The organism is Pseudomonas carassii (genome assembly GCF_036324045.1).
GTDB classification, from domain to species: domain Bacteria; phylum Pseudomonadota; class Gammaproteobacteria; order Pseudomonadales; family Pseudomonadaceae; genus Aquipseudomonas; species Aquipseudomonas peradeniyensis.
Genome location: NZ_JAZDCT010000001.1, coordinates 261,645 through 276,725 on the forward strand (window position 1 = coordinate 261,645; position 15,081 = coordinate 276,725).

The following is a 15,081-nucleotide window of genomic DNA, read 5'->3' on the forward strand; positions in this document are numbered from 1 at the left end:
CATCGCGGGGCAAGCCCGCCTCCACAAAGTCGGCAGTCAGGCCTTTGGTTCGTCCTCGGGCTCGATGGACGCCTCATCGCGCAAATCATCGAAATCGGTCTTGAGCCCCTCTTCCATCGCATCCAGCTCAACCAGCAGCGAACGGAAGCTGGTCTCCTCCTTGGGCTCCACCTCTTCACCCTCCTCGCCCAGGCTGGCATCGGCCAGGGCTTGCAGGTGAGCGGGCACCGGCGCCTCGTCCGGATCGAGCAGCGGCTCAGGCTCCATCTCGCGCAACTCGGCCAATGCCGGCAGCTCGTCGAGGCTCTTGAGGTTGAAGTGATCGAGGAACGCCTTGGTGGTGGCGAACATCGCCGGCCGGCCAGGCACCTCGCGGTAGCCGACGATGCGAATCCACTCGCGCTCCATCAGGGTCTTGATGATGTTGCTGTTGACTGCCACGCCGCGCACGTCTTCGATCTCGCCACGGGTGATGGGCTGGCGGTAGGCGATCAGCGCCATGGTTTCCAGCAGCGCGCGGGAGTAACGCTGCGGGCGCTCCTCCCACAGGCGGCCGACCCAGGGCGCATAGTCTTCTCGGATCTGCAGGCGATAGCCGCTGGCCACTTCCTTGAGCTCGAAGGCACGGCCGCTGCAGGACTTGCCCAGCACGTCCAGGGCCTTCTTGAAAACGGCTGGGGCCGGGCGCTCGGCCTCCTCGAACAACTCGTAGAGGCGTTCGAGGGATTGCGGCTTGCCCGAGGCGAGCAGGAAGGCCTCGATCAGCGACGCCAGTTCGCGGGGTTCGTTCAGGTTCATCGGTAGTCGTCAGGTCACTCTGCCCGGGCACGGACGTGGATCGGGGCGAAAGGCTCATTTTGCACGAGTTCGATCAGCGATTCCTTCACCAGTTCGAGAATCGCCATGAAGGTCACCACCACCCCGAGCTTGCCTTCCTCACGGGTGAACAGCTCGACGAACGGCACGAAGCCCCCGCCCTTGAGGCGTTCGAGCACGTCGCTCATGCGCTCGCGGGTCGACAGCACCTCACGGGTGATCTGGTGGCTCTCGAACAGGTCATTGCGGCGCATGACCTCGGCCATGGACAGCAGGATCTCCTCCAGGGCGACCTCCGGCAGCAGCTTGCGCACCTTGGTCTGAGGGGCCTCGAGGCGAGGCACGACGACGTCGCGACCAACCCGCGGCAACTCATCGATGCCTTCGGCGGCGGCCTTGAAGCGCTCGTACTCCTGCAGGCGGCGGATCAGTTCGGCGCGCGGGTCACCCTCCTCGTCCTCGATCTCGCTGGAGCGCGGCAGCAGCATGCGCGACTTGATCTCGGCGAGCATGGCGGCCATCACCAGGTATTCGGCGGCCAGCTCCAGGCGCACGCTCTTCATCAGCTCGACATAGCCCATGTACTGGCGGGTGATCTCGGCCACCGGGATGTCGAGGATGTCGATGTTCTGCTTGCGGATCAGGTACAGCAGCAGGTCCAGCGGGCCTTCGAAGGCCTCGAGGATCACTTCCAGCGCGTCCGGCGGTATGTACAGGTCTACCGGCAGTTCGGTCAGCACCTCCCCGTAGACCAGGGCCAACTGCAACTGCTGGGGGGCATCGGCCTCCTCGGCCGGCGCCTCGGGCGTTTCCATCTGGCTCATGCGTTGACCAGGAACGGCGTCGGATCCCCGCACCCTTCGCGAATCAGCTCCGGCTCGTCACCGGACAGGTCGATGACGGTCGAAGCCTTCAGGTCGCCGAAGCCGCCATCGATGATCAGGTCGACGTGATGCTCTAGGCGCTGACGGATCTCGTAGGGATCGGTCATCGGCTCATCGTCGCCCGGCAGGATGAGGCTGACGCTCATCAGCGGCTCGCCAAGCTCTTCGAGCAGGGCCAGGACAATGGGGTTGGACGGCACGCGCAGGCCGATGGTGCGGCGCTTGTCGTGCAACAGCAGGCGCGGCACTTCACGGGTGGCGTTGAGAATGAAGGTGTAGGGGCCTGGAATGTGCGCCTTGAGCAGGCGGAACGTCGCCGTGTCGATCTTGGCGAAGGTACCCATCTCGGACAAGTCGCAGCACAGCAGGGTGAAGTTGTGGTTCTTGTCCAGCTGGCGCAGCCGACGCACACGTTCGATGGCGCCCTTGTCGCCGATCTGGCAGCCCATCGCATAGGCCGAGTCGGTCGGGTAGACCACCACCCCGCCCTTGCGGATGATCTCGACCGCCTGCTTGATCAGGCGCGCCTGCGGGTTTTCCGCATGGATCTGGAAAAATTGGCTCACGTAGTCGTCCTGTTCATACCGCCATAGACTGTTCATGTCGGAATCGACGCCACAGAGGTGGCAGGTCCTCAGGCAATGGCCGGTAAGCACCGATCTCGCCCCAGGTGCCAGGGCCGTGGAAGTCACTGCCGGCGCTTGCCAGCAAGCCGAACTCACGGGTGAGGATCGACATTGTCCCCACCTGCTCGGGCGGCATCATCCCATTGACCACTTCCAGTGCCTGCCCCCCTGCCTGAATATAGTCGGCAATCAGCCGTCTGCGCTTGCTGCGGGTCAGTTCGTAGTGCATGGGATGAGCCAGGCTCACCCAGGCATTGGACTCGCGCAACGTGGCGACGGTTTCCTCCAGCGTCGGCCAGTGCAGCTTGACGTCTCCCAACTTGCCGGCGCCCAGCCACTTGCGAAAGGCCTCGCCACGGTCCTTGACGAAGCCTGCGCGCACCAGGAATTCGGCGAAGTGAGGGCGCGCCGGGGCGTTGCCGCTGTCACCCAGTTCCTGCTGGACGGCCCGCGCGCCGTCTAGCGCGCCGGGCATGCCCTTGGCCGCCAGCTTGCGGCCGATTTCCTCGGCGCGCAGCCAGCGGCCGCGGTGCAGGTTGTCGATGGCCTCGAGCAGGGGCGGGGCATCGAGCGGAAAATCGTAACCCAGCACATGGATGGTGGCGCCGCCCCAGGTGCACGACAACTCTACCCCGCTGACCCACTGCATGCCGTTGTCCAGGCAGGCCTGGCGGGCCTCGGGCAGGCCTTCGAGGGTGTCGTGGTCGGTGAGCGACAGCGTCCGCACCCCGTGCTCATGGGCCCGGGCGACCAGTGCCGTGGGCGACAGGGCGCCGTCGGAGGCCGTGCTGTGACAGTGCAGATCAACATTCATGGAGGAGCGCTTTCGCAGGAATCGATGTTTGTTATTATGCCGTCACATCCCGCTTCTGGCTGCCACTGTGAAACAATTCATCGATTTCATCCCGCTGCTGCTGTTCTTCATCGTCTACAAACTGGACCCGCGCCCGGTCGAATTCGCCGGCCAAAGCTTCGAGTTCGGCGGGATCTACAGCGCCACCGCCATGCTGATCGCCAGCTCCGTGGTGGTCTACGGTGCGCTGTTCCTGCGTCACGGCAAGCTGGAGAAGGGCCAGTTGCTGACCCTGGTCGCCTGCCTGGTGTTCGGCGGCCTGACCCTGGCCTTCCACAGCGAGACCTTCCTCAAATGGAAGGCGCCGGTGGTCAACTGGCTGTTCGCCCTGGCCTTCGCCGGCAGCCACTTCATTGGTGACCGGGTGCTGATCAAGCGCATCATGGGCCACGCCCTGACCCTTCCGGAAACCGTCTGGACCCGCCTGAACCTGGCGTGGATCGGCTTCTTCCTGGTGTGCGGCGCCGCCAACCTGTTCGTCGCCTTCACCTTCCAGGACATCTGGGTCGACTTCAAGGTCTTCGGCAGCCTGGGCATGACCGTGCTGTTCCTGGTGGCCCAGGGTGTCTACCTGTCGCGCCACTTGCACGATGCCGACCCTTCCACCTCCAAACCCAAGGACTGACATGCTCTACGCCATCATCGCCAGCGACGTCGAAAACTCCCTGGAAAAACGCCTGGCCGCCCGTCCCGCCCATATCGAGCGCCTGCAGCAGCTCAAGGCCGAAGGCCGCGTGATCCTCGCCGGCCCGCATCCGGCCATCGACAGCAACGACCCGGGCGCCGCCGGCTTCAGTGGCAGCCTGATCGTCGCCGAGTTCGATTCGCTGGCCGCCGCCCAGGCCTGGGCCGACGCCGACCCGTATATCGCCGCGGGCGTCTACGACAAGGTCGTGGTCAAGCCCTTCAAGCAAGTTCTGCCCTAACAGGCTCTAAGGGACGGGCTTGGTGGGAGCGAGCTAGCCCGCTCCCACCAAGCCGCCCCCAACTACACCCCACGCGGCACTATTCATAAATTCCGACAACCGGCCGACAACCTCCTGAATCGATACGAATCAGGAGTTCCAATGCGTCAAGGTCCGATGTCCCTGCTGCTTTGCCTGTTACTGCTGTCCCCTTTCGCCGTGGCCGAGCAGCCGCTGTCGCTGGAAGCCGGGGCGCGGATCACCGAGCTGCAGCAGCGCCTGGAAGAGAGTGAGAAACAGCGCGACGCGCTGACCCTGCAACTGCAGAACCAGGACAGTGAGCGCGAAAGCGCCCAGCTCTCGCGCCTGCGCCAGGACAACCAGCGCCTGAAGCTGGCGGTCAAGGAGCTGCAGGCCGCCAGCAGCGCACCCCAGCGCCTGCTCACCGACCAGCAGCAGTGGTTCCTGATCGGCTCGGTCGTTGCACTGTTGTCGGCAGTCTGCGGTATCTTAGCCAGCGGCGGACACAGAAGACGCCGGCAATGGTTGAATTGAGTGAGACATGAGCGAGCTGTTACTGATTGATGATGACCAGGAACTGTGCGAGCTGCTCGGCAGCTGGCTGACCCAGGAAGGGTTTGCGGTGCGCGCCTGCCACGATGGCCAGAGTGCGCGCCAGGCCTTGGCCACCCACGCACCGGCGGCGGTGGTGCTGGATGTCATGCTGCCCGACGGCAGCGGCCTGGAACTGCTCAAACAGTTGCGCAGCGAGCACACCGACCTGCCGGTGCTGATGCTCTCGGCCCGTGGCGAGCCGCTGGACCGCATCCTTGGCCTGGAGCTGGGCGCCGACGACTACCTGGCCAAGCCCTGTGACCCCCGCGAGCTCACCGCCCGCCTGCGCGCCGTCTTGCGTCGCAGCCACCCCAGCGCGCCCAGCAGCCAGGTCGAGATCGGCGACCTGACCTTCAGCCCGGTGCGCGGCGTGGTCAGCATCGAGGAGCGCGAGATGACCCTCACGCTGTCCGAGAGCCGCATCCTCGAGGCGCTGCTGCGCCAGCCCGGCGAGCCGCTGGACAAGCAGGAACTGGCGCAGATCGGCCTGGGTCGCAAGCTCACGCTCTATGACCGCAGCCTGGACATGCACGTCAGCAACCTGCGCAAGAAGATCGGCCCGCACCCGGACGGCCGTCCGCGCATCGTCGCCCTGCGCAGCCGCGGCTACTACTACAGCCTCTGACAGCGACTAGCCCCCTGTAGGAGCGGCCTTGTGCCGCGAAAGGGCCGCAAAGCGGCCCCGGTGATCTTTGCAAAAACGCTGAAATCCCGGGGCTGCTGCGCAGCCCTTTCGCGGCACAAGGCCGCTCCTACAGAGATCACGCCAGTTGAAAAATCTCAGCAAGACAGCCGCTCCCACAGGATCCGCACGGTGGCTACCGGCATCTTTACCCAGCCTTTACCCTCGCCTGACCGCCCTTGACCTTGATCTCCCTAGACTGGGCTCATCCGGTAACCACCGGCCCCTGAAAGGAGAGACACCATGCGCAAGACCCTGATCGCCCTGATGTTCGCCGCCACCCTGCCGACCGTGGCCATGGCCATGCCTGACGGCGGCCCGCGCCACGACGGCCCGCATCATCGCGGTGACGCGCCTTTCGCCCAGCTGGACCTGAGCCGCGACCAGCGCCAGCAGATCGGCAAGCTGATGGGCGAGCAGATGCAGCAGCGCCGCGACATCACCGAGCGCTACATGGCCAAGCTGCCGGCCGCCGAGCAGAAAGCCATGAAGGACGAACTCAAGGCCAGCCACGACAAGACCGACGGCCAGATCCGCGCCCTGCTCAAGCCCGAGCAGCAAAAGAAGTTCGACGAACTGCAGAAGGAACGCGCCGCGCGCAAGGCCGAATGGAAGGAGTTCCAGGCCTGGAAGGCTGAAAAAGCCGGCAAGGCCCAGTAAGCTGTCAGCCCGATGCCCGGCCCGCGCCCTCGCGGGCCGGGCTTTCGCCCTTTCTCGGAGGTGCTCTTCTTGCGTTCACTGTTCTGGCGCATCCTGGCCAGCTTCTGGCTGGCCATCGCCCTGGTCGCCGGGCTGTCGATCCTGCTCGGGCACATGCTCAACCAGGACACCTGGATCCTCAGCCGCCATCCGGGCCTGAACAACCTGGCCAGTCACTGGGCCCAGCACTATGAACAGGACGGCCTGGAGTCGTCGCAGCGCTTCCTGGAGCGACGCAAGCAGCGCTACAAGATCGATGTGCAGGTGCTCGACGACAGCGGCGATGCCGTGGTGCCCGGCACCTTCCCGCGCCGCGCCGCAGCCTTCGAGGCGCGCCAGCACAACGACGAGCGCCGCCTGCCCTGGCGCCGCCTGACCGAGGAATACACCAGCCCCACCAGCGGCGAGACTTACCTGCTGATCTACCGCATTCCCCACCCCGAACTGGCCGCCTGGCATCGCGAGAGCCTGATCTGGCCGCTCAGCGCCCTGGGGATCGCCCTGGTGGTACTGACCCTGTTCAGCCTGCTGGTGACCCTGTCGATCACCCGCCCGCTCAGCCGCCTGCGCGGCGCGGTGCACGACCTGGGGCAGACCAGCTACCAGCAGAACAGCCTGGCGCGGCTGGCGGTGCGCCGCGACGAGTTCGGCGTGCTGGCCAACGACTTCAACAAGATGGGCGCGCGCCTGCAGAGCCTGATCGGCAGCCAGCGCCAGCTGCTGCGTGATGTGTCCCACGAACTGCGCTCGCCGCTGGCGCGCCTGCGCATCGCCCTGGCCCTGGCCGAGCGCGCCGAGCCGCAGCAGCGCCAGGCCCTGTGGCCGCGCCTGACCCGTGAGTGCGATCGCCTGGAAGACCTGATCAGCGAGATCCTGGTGCTGGCCCGGGTCGATGCCGACCAGGCCCATGCCGAACCCGTGGACCTCAATGCCTTGCTGGGTGGCGTGCGCAAGGACGCCCAGCTGTCAGCGCCGGAACAGGACGTGCGACTGGAGGCGCAGGCAGGCCTGACCTTGCACGGCTGGCCAACCTTGATCGAACGGGCAGTGGACAATTTGTTGCGCAATGCCCTGCGCTTCAATCCGGCCGGGCAGCCGATCGAGGTGCATGCCCGCCGCGAACAGGATCGCATCGTGCTGAGCGTGCGCGATCATGGGCCAGGGGTGGCGGCAGAGCACCTGGCGCAGCTGGGCGAGCCGTTCTTCCGGGCGCCGGGGCAGGAGGCGCCGGGGCATGGCCTGGGGCTGGCGATTGCGCGCAAGGCGGCAGAGCGCCATGGTGGCAGCCTGGTGCTGGGGAATCATCCGCAGGGTGGGTTCATTGCGACGCTGGAGATTCCCTGCAATATCAGTGCAGGCTGACAGATCGCAGGGCTGCTGCGCAGCCCTTTCGCGGCACAAGGCCGCTCCTACAAGAATCCACGATCGCCTGTAGGAGCGGCCTTGCCGGGGCGCCGGACCGGCCGGAAAGTGCCGCAGAGCGGCCCCGCCTCTTACATCACTCGCCCCAGGCGCTGACGTACTGGGCCGTCTCCAGGACCGGCGCCGTGCGTGGCTCGCCCATCGGCGTGCCGACATACAGGTAACCGATCACCTCTTCGTTCGCTTCCAGGCCCAAGCCCTTGTGAACATGGGCATCGAAGGCCATGTCGCCGGTGCGCCACACCGCGCCGATGCCCTGGGCATGGGCGGCGATGAGGATGCCGTGGGCGGCGCAGCCAGCGGCCAGGCGCTGCTCGATCTTCGGCACCTTGAAATGATCCTGCAGCCGAGCGATCACCACGATCAGCAGCGGCGCCCGCAGCGGCATCGCCCGGGCCTTGTCCAGCGCGGCCGGGGTGGCATCGCCCTTGGCCTGTACCGCCTCGGCGAACAGCTCGCCGAGCTTCTCGCGGCCCTGCCCCTCGATGGTCAGGAAGCGCCAGGGGCGCAGCTGGCCATGGTCCGGCGCGCGCAACGCGGCCTGGAACAGTGCCTCGCGCTGGGCGGCATTGGGCGCCGGTTCAGTCAGGCGTGGCACGGAAACACGGTTGAGCAATGCGTCGAGAGCCTCCATGGGCTACCCTCCTGGCAGATTGAAAGTGCGGCCATTCTGCACCATAGCGCCGCCCTCGTGGGATCGGGATTGCCCTGTCGCAGGACCAGCAGCGCTTCCACGACACGCTCAATCGTACGTTTACATCACCTCCCCCACAGGTAGAATGGCGCCCTTTCCGTAGCGAGTCAGAGCAGATCACATGGCGTTGCCGACCTTAAGGATCATTGGTTTCATCATCGGCATCTTCCTGATCACCCTGGCAGTGAGCATGGTGGTGCCCATGGCGACCCTGGTGGTCTTCGAGCGCACCGGCGACATGCCGTCGTTCCTCTGGTCGAGCCTGATCACCTTCCTCGCCGGACTCGGCCTGGTCATCCCCGGCCGCCCCGAGCACGTGCACCTGCGCCCGCGCGACATGTATCTGCTGACCGTCAGCAGCTGGCTGGTGGTCTGCGTGTTCGCCGCCCTACCGTTCCTGCTGACGCAGCACATCAGCTACACCGACGCCTTCTTCGAAAGCATGTCCGGTATCACCGCCACCGGCGCCACCGTGCTCAGCGGCCTGGACAACATGTCGCCGGGCATCCTGATGTGGCGCTCGATGCTGCACTGGCTGGGCGGCATCGGCTTCATCGGCATGGCGGTGGCGATCCTGCCGCTGCTGCGCATCGGCGGCATGCGCCTGTTCCAGACCGAGTCCTCGGACCGCTCGGAGAAGGTCATGCCGCGCTCGCACATGGTCGCCAAGTCGATCGTCGCGGTGTATGTCGGCATCACCGTGCTTGGCAGCCTGGCGTTCTGGTGGGCGGGCATGAGCCCGTTCGACGCGATCAACCACGCCATGTCGGCGATCTCCACCGGCGGGTTCTCCACTTCCGACCAGTCCCTGGCCAAGTGGGACATCCCCGCGGTGCACTGGGTCGCGGTGGTGGTGATGATTCTCGGCAGCCTGCCGTTCACCCTTTACGTGGCCACCTTGCGCGGCCACCGCAAGGCGTTGATCAAGGACCAGCAGGTGCAGGGCCTGCTGGCCATGCTGCTGGCAACCTGGCTGGTGCTCGGCACCTGGTACTGGGCCACCACCGACCTGCACTGGCTCGACGCCTTGCGTCACGTCGCGCTGAACGTCACCTCGGTGGTCACCACCACCGGCTTCGCCCTGGGCGACTACAGCATGTGGGGCAACTTCTCGCTGATGCTGTTCTTCTACCTGGGCTTCGTCGGCGGCTGCTCGGGCTCCACCGCCGGCGGCATCAAGATCTTCCGCTTCCAGGTCGCCTACATCCTGCTCAAGGCCAACCTCAACCAGCTGATCCACCCCCGGGCGGTGATCAAGCAGAAGTACAACGGCCATCGCCTCGACGAAGAGATCGTGCGCTCGATCCTGACCTTCTCGTTCTTCTTCGCCATCACCATCTGCATCATCGCCCTGCTGCTGTCGCTGCTGGGCGTCGACTGGATGACCGCGCTGACCGGTGCCGCCGGCACGGTGTCAGGCGTAGGCCCCGGTCTCGGCGAGGTGATCGGCCCGGCCGGCAACTACGCCAGCCTGCCGGACGCGGCCAAGTGGATCCTCTCCGGCGGCATGCTGCTCGGCCGCCTGGAGATCATCACGGTGCTGGTGTTGTGCATGCCGGCGTTCTGGCGTCACTGACCGACAACCGCGTGCGGTACTCGCTCGGGGTGGTGTCGAACCAGCGGCGGAACGCCCGGTAGAAGTTGCTCGGATCGGCGAAACCCAGCAGGTAGGCGGTTTCCAGCAAGGTGGTGCCGGGCTGGGCCAGGTACTGCTCGGCCAGTTCGCGGCGGGTGTCGTCGAGCAGGGTCTGGAAGCTGGTGCCCTCGTCCTGCAGGCGCCGTTGCAAGGTGCGCTGCGACAGGTGCAGGGCCTGGGCCACGGTCTCGCGCTTGGGCTCGCCCTGGGGCAGGATGCGGCACAGTACCTGGCGTACCCGGTGGGTCACGCGGCTTTCCGAGAAGCGCGCCAGGTATTCCCCGGCAAAGCGATCATGCAGCACCGCCATCGCTTCGTTGGCGGTCGGCAGCGGCGCCTCCATGTCGGCACGCTCGAGTACCAGCGCGTCATGGGGCGCGCCAAATACCAGCGGCGCATGGAAGGCCACCTTGTACGGCTCGACATTCTTCGGCTGGCCGCCCTGGATCAGCACCCGCCGAGGCTGGATCGGCCGCCCGCTGAGCCAGGTGCACAGGGCCAGGGCGCAGGCCAGGGACGCCTCGGCGCTGTGCCGGGTCGGCGGCAGGTGGTCGCCATGCACGGTCAGCACCAGGGCGTAGCCGTCGGGCTCGCGGCGAAAGCTCAGGTCCGAACTCTCGGCGATGATCCGCTGGTAGCGCACCAGGCGTTCGAAACCCTCGGCCAGGGTGCGGCTGGACATCAGCGCATAGCCCACCACATGGAACGAGGCCGGACGCACCACCCGGGCCATGTTCAGGCCGATGGCCTCGTTGCCCGACAACTCGACCGCCAGCTGCCACAGCCGGGTCATCGAATCCTGGGTGAATCGCGCATCGGGGTCGTCGAGGGCGGAAAAGTCGAGCCCGAGCTGCTTGAACATGGCCGGACAATCGAGCCCTTCCAGCTCGAGTGCCTTGACGATCCCTGATGCCCAGCTGGCTGACGTGGTTCTCTCACTCATGACAGGCTCTTGTGCTGACCGCTCCTGCGGTGAACCGAAAGGATACTCAATTGGCGCCTATTGTCACTGGCCACTGCCCCCAGTGACTCTAGACTCGATTCAGGCTCCACGCCGTGTATCCTGTTAGCACGACCCGCAGATCCGGAAGCCCGCCATGACCCGCACAGCGCAGTTCCGCAGTTTTGCCGAGTTCTATCCCTACTACCTGGGCGAGCACAGCAACGCCACCTGCCGCCGCCTGCACTTCGTCGGCACCAGCCTGGTGATCGCCCTGCTCGCCTACAGCATCGGCAGCGGCCAGTGGCTGTTGCTGCTGGCCGTGCCGCTGGCCGGCTATGGCTTCGCCTGGGCCGGGCATTTCTTCTTCGAGAAGAACCGACCGGCCACCTTCACCCATCCCTGGTACAGCCTGGTCGGCGACTTCGCCATGTTCCGCGACATCCTGCTGGGCCGCCTCAGCCTCTGAATCGGCCCGCAAGGCCAAGTTCGCGTCCCGGCCGGCCACTGCCAAAGACCGCGTCCTGGCCAACACTGCCAGGCATGTCCCCGACACGAGTGGCCCGCGGCGATGAACAAGCAAGCGAACTTCAGCCACATGCGCGACGGCACCGCCCAGGACTGGGCGATCATCGCCGACGACTTTCGCGCCTATGCCCGGCAGTTGCCCCAGCGCATCGTCGCCCACCTGCGCCTGCTCGATGGCGACTTCGGCGGCTTTCCCATCGATCGCCTGAGCCACTCGCTGCAGACCGCCACCCGCGCCTACCGTGACGGTCGCGACGAGGAATACGTGGTCTGCGCCCTGCTGCATGACATCGGCGACACCCTCGGCAGCTACAACCACCCGGATATCGCCGCGGCGATCCTCAAGCCCTTCGTCGGCGCCGAGAACCTGTGGATGATCGAGAAGCACGGGATCTTCCAGGGCTACTACTTCTTCCACCACCTGGGCATGGATCGCCACTTGCGCGAGCAGTTCAGCGATCACCCGCAATACCAACGGACCATCGAGTTCTGTGCGCGCTACGACGCGGCGGCGTTCGACCCCGAGTACCCGAGCCTGCCGCTGTCGTTCTTCGAACCGATGATGGAGCGGCTGTTCGCCCAGCCCAGGCAGTCGATCTACAAGGCGGCCTTGAAGGCGTCGGCCTGATTCCCGATCCCCCCCACCTGTAGGAGCGGCCTTGTGCCGCGAACTGGCTGCGCAGCAGCCCCGACGATCTTGAGACATCCCCGAGATCCTGGGGCCGCTACGCGCCCCTTTCGCGGCACAAGGCCGCTCCTACAGGGCTGAAACCGACCTAGGCCGGCTCGCCCAGCTCCGCCAGGCGCGACGCGGCTTCGCGCGCCTGCGCCTCGGCGAACCGGTACAGTTCGATCCGCCCGTCCCAGTGCTCGATCAGCGCCGTGCACGACTCCACCCAGTCGCCGCAGTTGAGGTACTCCACCTCGCCCACCCGGCGAATCTCGGCATGGTGGATATGCCCGCACACCACGCCCTGGAAGCCACGCCGGGTGCACTCGTGGGCAATGGCGTCCTCGAAGTCGCTGATGAAGTTCACCGCGCCCTTGACCTTGTGCTTGAGGTACGCCGACAACGACCAGTAGCCATAGCCATAACGGGCGCGCCAGTGGTTGAGCCAACGGTTGAGCACCAGGGTGAACTCGTAGGCCCGGTCGCCGAGAAACGCCAGCCAGCGGTGGTAGCGGGTGATCACGTCGAACTGGTCGCCGTGGATCACCAGCAGCCGCCGACCGTCGACGGTAAGGTGCTCGGCCTCATCCACCAGCTGGATGTTGCCCAGGATCAGTTTCGAGTAGCGGCGCAGGAACTCGTCATGGTTGCCGGTGACATAGATCACCTCGGTACCGCGTTTGCTCAGGGTCAGCAGGCGGCGGATGACGTTGGTGTGAGCCTGGGGCCAGTAGATGCCGCCGCGCAGTTTCCAGCCGTCGATGATATCGCCGACCAGGTAGATGCGCTCGGCCTGGTAGCCCTTGAGGAAGTGCGCGAGGTGTTCGGCCTGGCAATCCCGGGTGCCCAGGTGCACATCGGAAATCCACAGGGTACGGACACGCTGCTTGCGTGACGGGCGGAGAGGTTCGGCGTGGGTCATGGGCAGGCTCCGGCGCTGTTTGCTGGAGACTGGCAGGCACAGGTGACAGATTGGTGGCAGGCGCATGACCATCCTGCGCGCGCCTGGAGGTGTACACTCTTCACCTGCTTCGTGAGGACTCACCATGACCGCCGCCCCCCTGCTTTCGCTGCGCCATTATCGCCACGACCTGATCGCCCACAGCCACGACCACCCGCAGCTGGTGTTCGGCCTGGGCGGGCGCCTGGACTTCGAGGTGGATGGCCGCGGCGGCCGGGTCGGTCGCCAGGACCTGATGGTGGTGCCTGCCGGGGCCCACCACACCTGCGGCAGCCCCGAGGGCAGCCACTGCCTGGTGCTGGACGTGCCGGGCGGGCACTGGCTCGGCGACCACCTGGGCGAGCACGCCGACAACAGCCGCCGCCTGCTCGACCGCCCCGGTCCCCTGGGCCTGAACAGCCGCCAGCAGCAGTTGGTCGACTGGCTGGCGGCAAGCCCGGTGGACGACCCATTGATTGCCCGCCAGGGCGCGGTGCTGTTGCTGGCCAGCCTCAACCTGCAGGCCGGTGCCCCGGTACTCGCCAGCAGGCGCTTGCCCTATGCCGCCTTCGACCGGCATATCGAGCAGCACGCCGCCTATCCATTGCAAGTCGCCGACCTGGCGCGCCTGGCCGGGCTCTCCAGCGCACGACTGCACGCGCGTTTTGCCAGCGAGTGCGGCATGACGCCGATGGACTATATCCGTCAGCGGCGGTTGTCGATGGCGCGGAGACTGTTGCGAGAGACGCTGTTGCCGGTGGGTGAGGTCGCGGCGCGGGTGGGGTATGGCTCGCAGAGCGCCTTCAGCGCGGCGGTGATGCGGGCGTTCGGCTGCACGCCACTGGCGTTGCGGCGCGAGTCCTGCGACAACGGGCGCGAGGTGGGCGACAGACACAGGTAGACCGGGCTCTTACACTGAGCGCCAAGATCTTCTCTCCCTGCGAATGCAAAGGACCACCATGAACCACCGCACCGCCCTCGGCGCCCTGCATATCGGCGCGCTGTTCTTCGGCCTGACCGGCGTCTTCGGCAAGCTGGCCGCCAGCGCCAGCCCCTCGATCATCGTCTTCGGCCGCGCCCTGTTCGCGGTGCTGGCGCTGGCACTGTTCGCCAGCCTGGCGCGCCAGGCCTGGCAACCGCTGCGCGGCCAGGACCTGCGCCGCCTGCTGCTGGGCGGCGCGCTGCTGGCCGGGCACTGGGTGAGCTTCTTCATCGCGGTCAAGGTCGGCGGCGTGGCCATCGCCACCCTCGGTTTCGCCAGCTTCCCGGCCTTCACCGTGATCCTCGAGGGCCTGCTGTTCCGCGAACGCATCCGCCGCAATGAAGCGCTGCTGGTGCTGCTGGTGAGCATCGGCCTGGTGCTGGTCACACCGGCCTTCGACCTGGCCAGCGAGGCCACCGGCGGGCTGCTCTGGGCGCTGCTCTCGGGCCTGCTGTTCTCGCTGCTGTCGCTGATCAACCGCGCCGGCTCCGGCCGCCTGCCTGCCGTACAGGCGGCGCTGTGGCAGAACCTGGTGGTTAGCCTGTGCCTGCTGCCGTTCGCCGCGCCCGGCCTGGGCGCGGTGGCGCCGCTGGACTGGCTGTGGATCGCCCTGCTCGGGGTCTTCTGCACCGGCGTCGCCCACAGCCTGTTCGTCGCCAGCCTGGCGGTGATCAAGGCGCGCACCGCCGCGGTGGTGTTCGGCATGGAGCCGGTCTACGGCATCGCAGTGGCCTGGGTGGTGTTCGCCGAACAGCCGACCCTGCGCATGCTCGCCGGCGGCGCCTTGATCATTTTTGCCATCGTGCTGTCCAGCCGCCTGGCCGCCGAGCAACCCGCCCGCCAGCCACAGCCCGAAAGCGCCTGATCAGCGATCGCTGTGGCCCAGGTCGCGCTGCGGATCGATCTGGTCACGCACCCGCTGCTTGAGCACCTTGGCCTCGGGGAAGCCGCCGTCGGCCTTGCGTTCCCAGATCTGCACGCCGTCGCAAGTGATGCGGAACACCCCACCGGTGCCGGGCTCCAGCGCCACCTGGCCGAGGTCGTCGGCAAAGGTGCTGAGCAGCTCCTGGGCCAGCCAAGCGGCGCGCAGCAGCCACTGGCACTGGGTGCAATAGGTAATGACGATTTGCGGCTTGCTGTCTGCCATGTAGGGAAACTCCGTAGGAAGGGCCGCTTATACTAGCGGTCT

19 protein-coding genes are annotated in these 15,081 nt (G+C 66.4%); 11 read left to right on the forward strand and 8 right to left on the reverse strand.

The features are described from left to right. Positions 1-36 precede the first annotated feature (36 nt). The 4 genes from scpB to V0R62_RS01190 form a co-directional block, all read right to left on the reverse strand. Entirely contained in the window at positions 37-798 is a 762-nt protein-coding gene (gene scpB / locus V0R62_RS01175) for an SMC-Scp complex subunit ScpB (protein ID WP_330102376.1), read from the reverse strand. 14 nt (positions 799-812) lie between these two features. Further along, positions 813-1,511: a segregation and condensation protein A gene (locus V0R62_RS01180; protein WP_330102416.1), complete on the reverse strand. Its 699-nt coding sequence runs from the start codon at positions 1,509-1,511 to the stop codon at positions 813-815. A gap of 125 nt (positions 1,512-1,636) precedes the next feature. Next, a complete protein-coding gene (locus tag V0R62_RS01185) occupies positions 1,637-2,266 on the reverse strand; it encodes an L-threonylcarbamoyladenylate synthase (RefSeq protein ID WP_082337815.1) in 630 nt (209 codons plus the stop codon). A 13-nt stretch (positions 2,267-2,279) separates the two neighbouring features. Beyond that, a complete protein-coding gene (locus tag V0R62_RS01190; RefSeq protein ID WP_330102377.1) occupies positions 2,280-3,140 on the reverse strand; it encodes a PHP domain-containing protein in 861 nt (286 codons plus the stop codon). A 67-nt stretch (positions 3,141-3,207) separates the two neighbouring features. Between V0R62_RS01190 and V0R62_RS01195 the strand changes: the two genes are divergently transcribed. The 6 genes from V0R62_RS01195 to V0R62_RS01220 all read left to right on the forward strand — a co-directional run bounded on the left by V0R62_RS01195 (position 3,208) and on the right by V0R62_RS01220 (position 7,442). Continuing rightward, positions 3,208-3,804: a septation protein A gene (locus tag V0R62_RS01195; protein ID WP_050706754.1), complete on the forward strand. Its 597-nt coding sequence runs from the start codon at positions 3,208-3,210 to the stop codon at positions 3,802-3,804. Position 3,805: 1 nt separating this feature from the next. Further along, positions 3,806-4,105: a YciI family protein gene (locus tag V0R62_RS01200; RefSeq protein ID WP_330102378.1), complete on the forward strand. Its 300-nt coding sequence runs from the start codon at positions 3,806-3,808 to the stop codon at positions 4,103-4,105. A 141-nt stretch (positions 4,106-4,246) separates the two neighbouring features. Then, the gene (locus V0R62_RS01205) at positions 4,247-4,639 is read left to right on the forward strand and encodes a translation initiation factor 2 (protein ID WP_330102379.1); all 393 of its coding nucleotides are present in this window, start codon (positions 4,247-4,249) and stop codon (positions 4,637-4,639) included. A gap of 7 nt (positions 4,640-4,646) precedes the next feature. Next, positions 4,647-5,324: a response regulator transcription factor gene (locus V0R62_RS01210; protein ID WP_186714517.1), complete on the forward strand. Its 678-nt coding sequence runs from the start codon at positions 4,647-4,649 to the stop codon at positions 5,322-5,324. A 300-nt stretch (positions 5,325-5,624) separates the two neighbouring features. Next, positions 5,625-6,041, forward strand: a complete 417-nt coding sequence (locus V0R62_RS01215) for a Spy/CpxP family protein refolding chaperone (RefSeq protein ID WP_330102380.1) — start codon at positions 5,625-5,627, stop codon at positions 6,039-6,041. A gap of 12 nt (positions 6,042-6,053) precedes the next feature. Next, positions 6,054-7,442, forward strand: a complete 1,389-nt coding sequence (locus tag V0R62_RS01220; RefSeq protein WP_330102381.1) for a sensor histidine kinase — start codon at positions 6,054-6,056, stop codon at positions 7,440-7,442. A 136-nt stretch (positions 7,443-7,578) separates the two neighbouring features. Here V0R62_RS01220 and V0R62_RS01225 read toward each other — a convergent pair whose 3' ends face one another. Beyond that, entirely contained in the window at positions 7,579-8,136 is a 558-nt protein-coding gene (locus V0R62_RS01225) for a nitroreductase family protein (RefSeq protein ID WP_330102382.1), read from the reverse strand. Between the two features lie 181 nt (positions 8,137-8,317). Between V0R62_RS01225 and V0R62_RS01230 the strand changes: the two genes are divergently transcribed. Next, entirely contained in the window at positions 8,318-9,772 is a 1,455-nt protein-coding gene (locus tag V0R62_RS01230) for a TrkH family potassium uptake protein (RefSeq protein WP_050706760.1), read from the forward strand. Here V0R62_RS01230 and V0R62_RS01235 read toward each other — a convergent pair. Next, positions 9,729-10,775, reverse strand: a complete 1,047-nt coding sequence (locus V0R62_RS01235; protein WP_050706761.1) for an AraC family transcriptional regulator — start codon at positions 10,773-10,775, stop codon at positions 9,729-9,731. The genes V0R62_RS01230 and V0R62_RS01235 overlap by 44 nt on opposite strands. A 154-nt stretch (positions 10,776-10,929) precedes the next feature. Here V0R62_RS01235 and V0R62_RS01240 point away from each other — a divergent pair, with 154 nt between their 5' ends. Continuing rightward, the gene (locus V0R62_RS01240; RefSeq protein ID WP_186714521.1) at positions 10,930-11,241 is read left to right on the forward strand and encodes a DUF962 domain-containing protein; all 312 of its coding nucleotides are present in this window, start codon (positions 10,930-10,932) and stop codon (positions 11,239-11,241) included. Between the two features lie 102 nt (positions 11,242-11,343). Further along, a complete protein-coding gene (locus V0R62_RS01245) occupies positions 11,344-11,928 on the forward strand; it encodes an HD domain-containing protein (protein WP_330102383.1) in 585 nt (194 codons plus the stop codon). A 148-nt stretch (positions 11,929-12,076) separates the two neighbouring features. On the opposite strand, the gene V0R62_RS01250 is transcribed toward V0R62_RS01245, so the two are convergent. Next, complete coding sequence (locus tag V0R62_RS01250) at positions 12,077-12,892, reverse strand: UDP-2,3-diacylglucosamine diphosphatase (RefSeq protein ID WP_050706764.1); 816 nt, start codon at positions 12,890-12,892, stop codon at positions 12,077-12,079. 124 nt (positions 12,893-13,016) lie between these two features. Here V0R62_RS01250 and V0R62_RS01255 point away from each other — a divergent pair, with 124 nt between their 5' ends. After that, on the forward strand, positions 13,017-13,811 hold the full coding sequence (locus V0R62_RS01255) for a helix-turn-helix transcriptional regulator (protein ID WP_330102384.1): 795 nt from the start codon (positions 13,017-13,019) through the stop codon (positions 13,809-13,811). A 58-nt stretch (positions 13,812-13,869) separates the two neighbouring features. Next, positions 13,870-14,757: a DMT family transporter gene (locus tag V0R62_RS01260; protein ID WP_330102385.1), complete on the forward strand. Its 888-nt coding sequence runs from the start codon at positions 13,870-13,872 to the stop codon at positions 14,755-14,757. Here V0R62_RS01260 and V0R62_RS01265 read toward each other — a convergent pair whose 3' ends face one another. Further along, positions 14,758-15,039 (reverse strand): SelT/SelW/SelH family protein, encoded by a 282-nt coding sequence (locus V0R62_RS01265; RefSeq protein ID WP_330102386.1) that lies wholly within the window; start codon positions 15,037-15,039, stop codon positions 14,758-14,760. It lies immediately after the preceding gene. Positions 15,040-15,081: the final 42 nt, after the last annotated feature.

Bases quoted from the DNA above. Each gene is read 5' to 3' on its own strand.
- scpB (WP_330102376.1), bottom strand. From the start codon at position 798: ATGAACCTGAACGAACCCCGCGAACTGGCGTCGCTGATCGAGGCCTTC.
- V0R62_RS01190 (WP_330102377.1), bottom strand. From the start codon at position 3,140: ATGAATGTTGATCTGCACTGTCACAGCACGGCCTCCGACGGCGCCCTG.
- V0R62_RS01200 (WP_330102378.1), top strand. From the start codon at position 3,806: ATGCTCTACGCCATCATCGCCAGCGACGTCGAAAACTCCCTGGAAAAA.
- V0R62_RS01205 (WP_330102379.1), top strand. From the start codon at position 4,247: ATGCGTCAAGGTCCGATGTCCCTGCTGCTTTGCCTGTTACTGCTGTCC.
- V0R62_RS01210 (WP_186714517.1), top strand. From the start codon at position 4,647: ATGAGCGAGCTGTTACTGATTGATGATGACCAGGAACTGTGCGAGCTG.
- V0R62_RS01215 (WP_330102380.1), top strand. From the start codon at position 5,625: ATGCGCAAGACCCTGATCGCCCTGATGTTCGCCGCCACCCTGCCGACC.
- V0R62_RS01220 (WP_330102381.1), top strand. From the start codon at position 6,054: ATGCCCGGCCCGCGCCCTCGCGGGCCGGGCTTTCGCCCTTTCTCGGAG.
- V0R62_RS01225 (WP_330102382.1), bottom strand. From the start codon at position 8,136: ATGGAGGCTCTCGACGCATTGCTCAACCGTGTTTCCGTGCCACGCCTG.
- V0R62_RS01230 (WP_050706760.1), top strand. From the start codon at position 8,318: ATGGCGTTGCCGACCTTAAGGATCATTGGTTTCATCATCGGCATCTTC.
- V0R62_RS01235 (WP_050706761.1), bottom strand. From the start codon at position 10,775: ATGAGTGAGAGAACCACGTCAGCCAGCTGGGCATCAGGGATCGTCAAG.
- V0R62_RS01240 (WP_186714521.1), top strand. From the start codon at position 10,930: ATGACCCGCACAGCGCAGTTCCGCAGTTTTGCCGAGTTCTATCCCTAC.
- V0R62_RS01245 (WP_330102383.1), top strand. From the start codon at position 11,344: ATGAACAAGCAAGCGAACTTCAGCCACATGCGCGACGGCACCGCCCAG.
- V0R62_RS01250 (WP_050706764.1), bottom strand. From the start codon at position 12,892: ATGACCCACGCCGAACCTCTCCGCCCGTCACGCAAGCAGCGTGTCCGT.
- V0R62_RS01255 (WP_330102384.1), top strand. From the start codon at position 13,017: ATGACCGCCGCCCCCCTGCTTTCGCTGCGCCATTATCGCCACGACCTG.
- V0R62_RS01260 (WP_330102385.1), top strand. From the start codon at position 13,870: ATGAACCACCGCACCGCCCTCGGCGCCCTGCATATCGGCGCGCTGTTC.
- V0R62_RS01265 (WP_330102386.1), bottom strand. From the start codon at position 15,039: ATGGCAGACAGCAAGCCGCAAATCGTCATTACCTATTGCACCCAGTGC.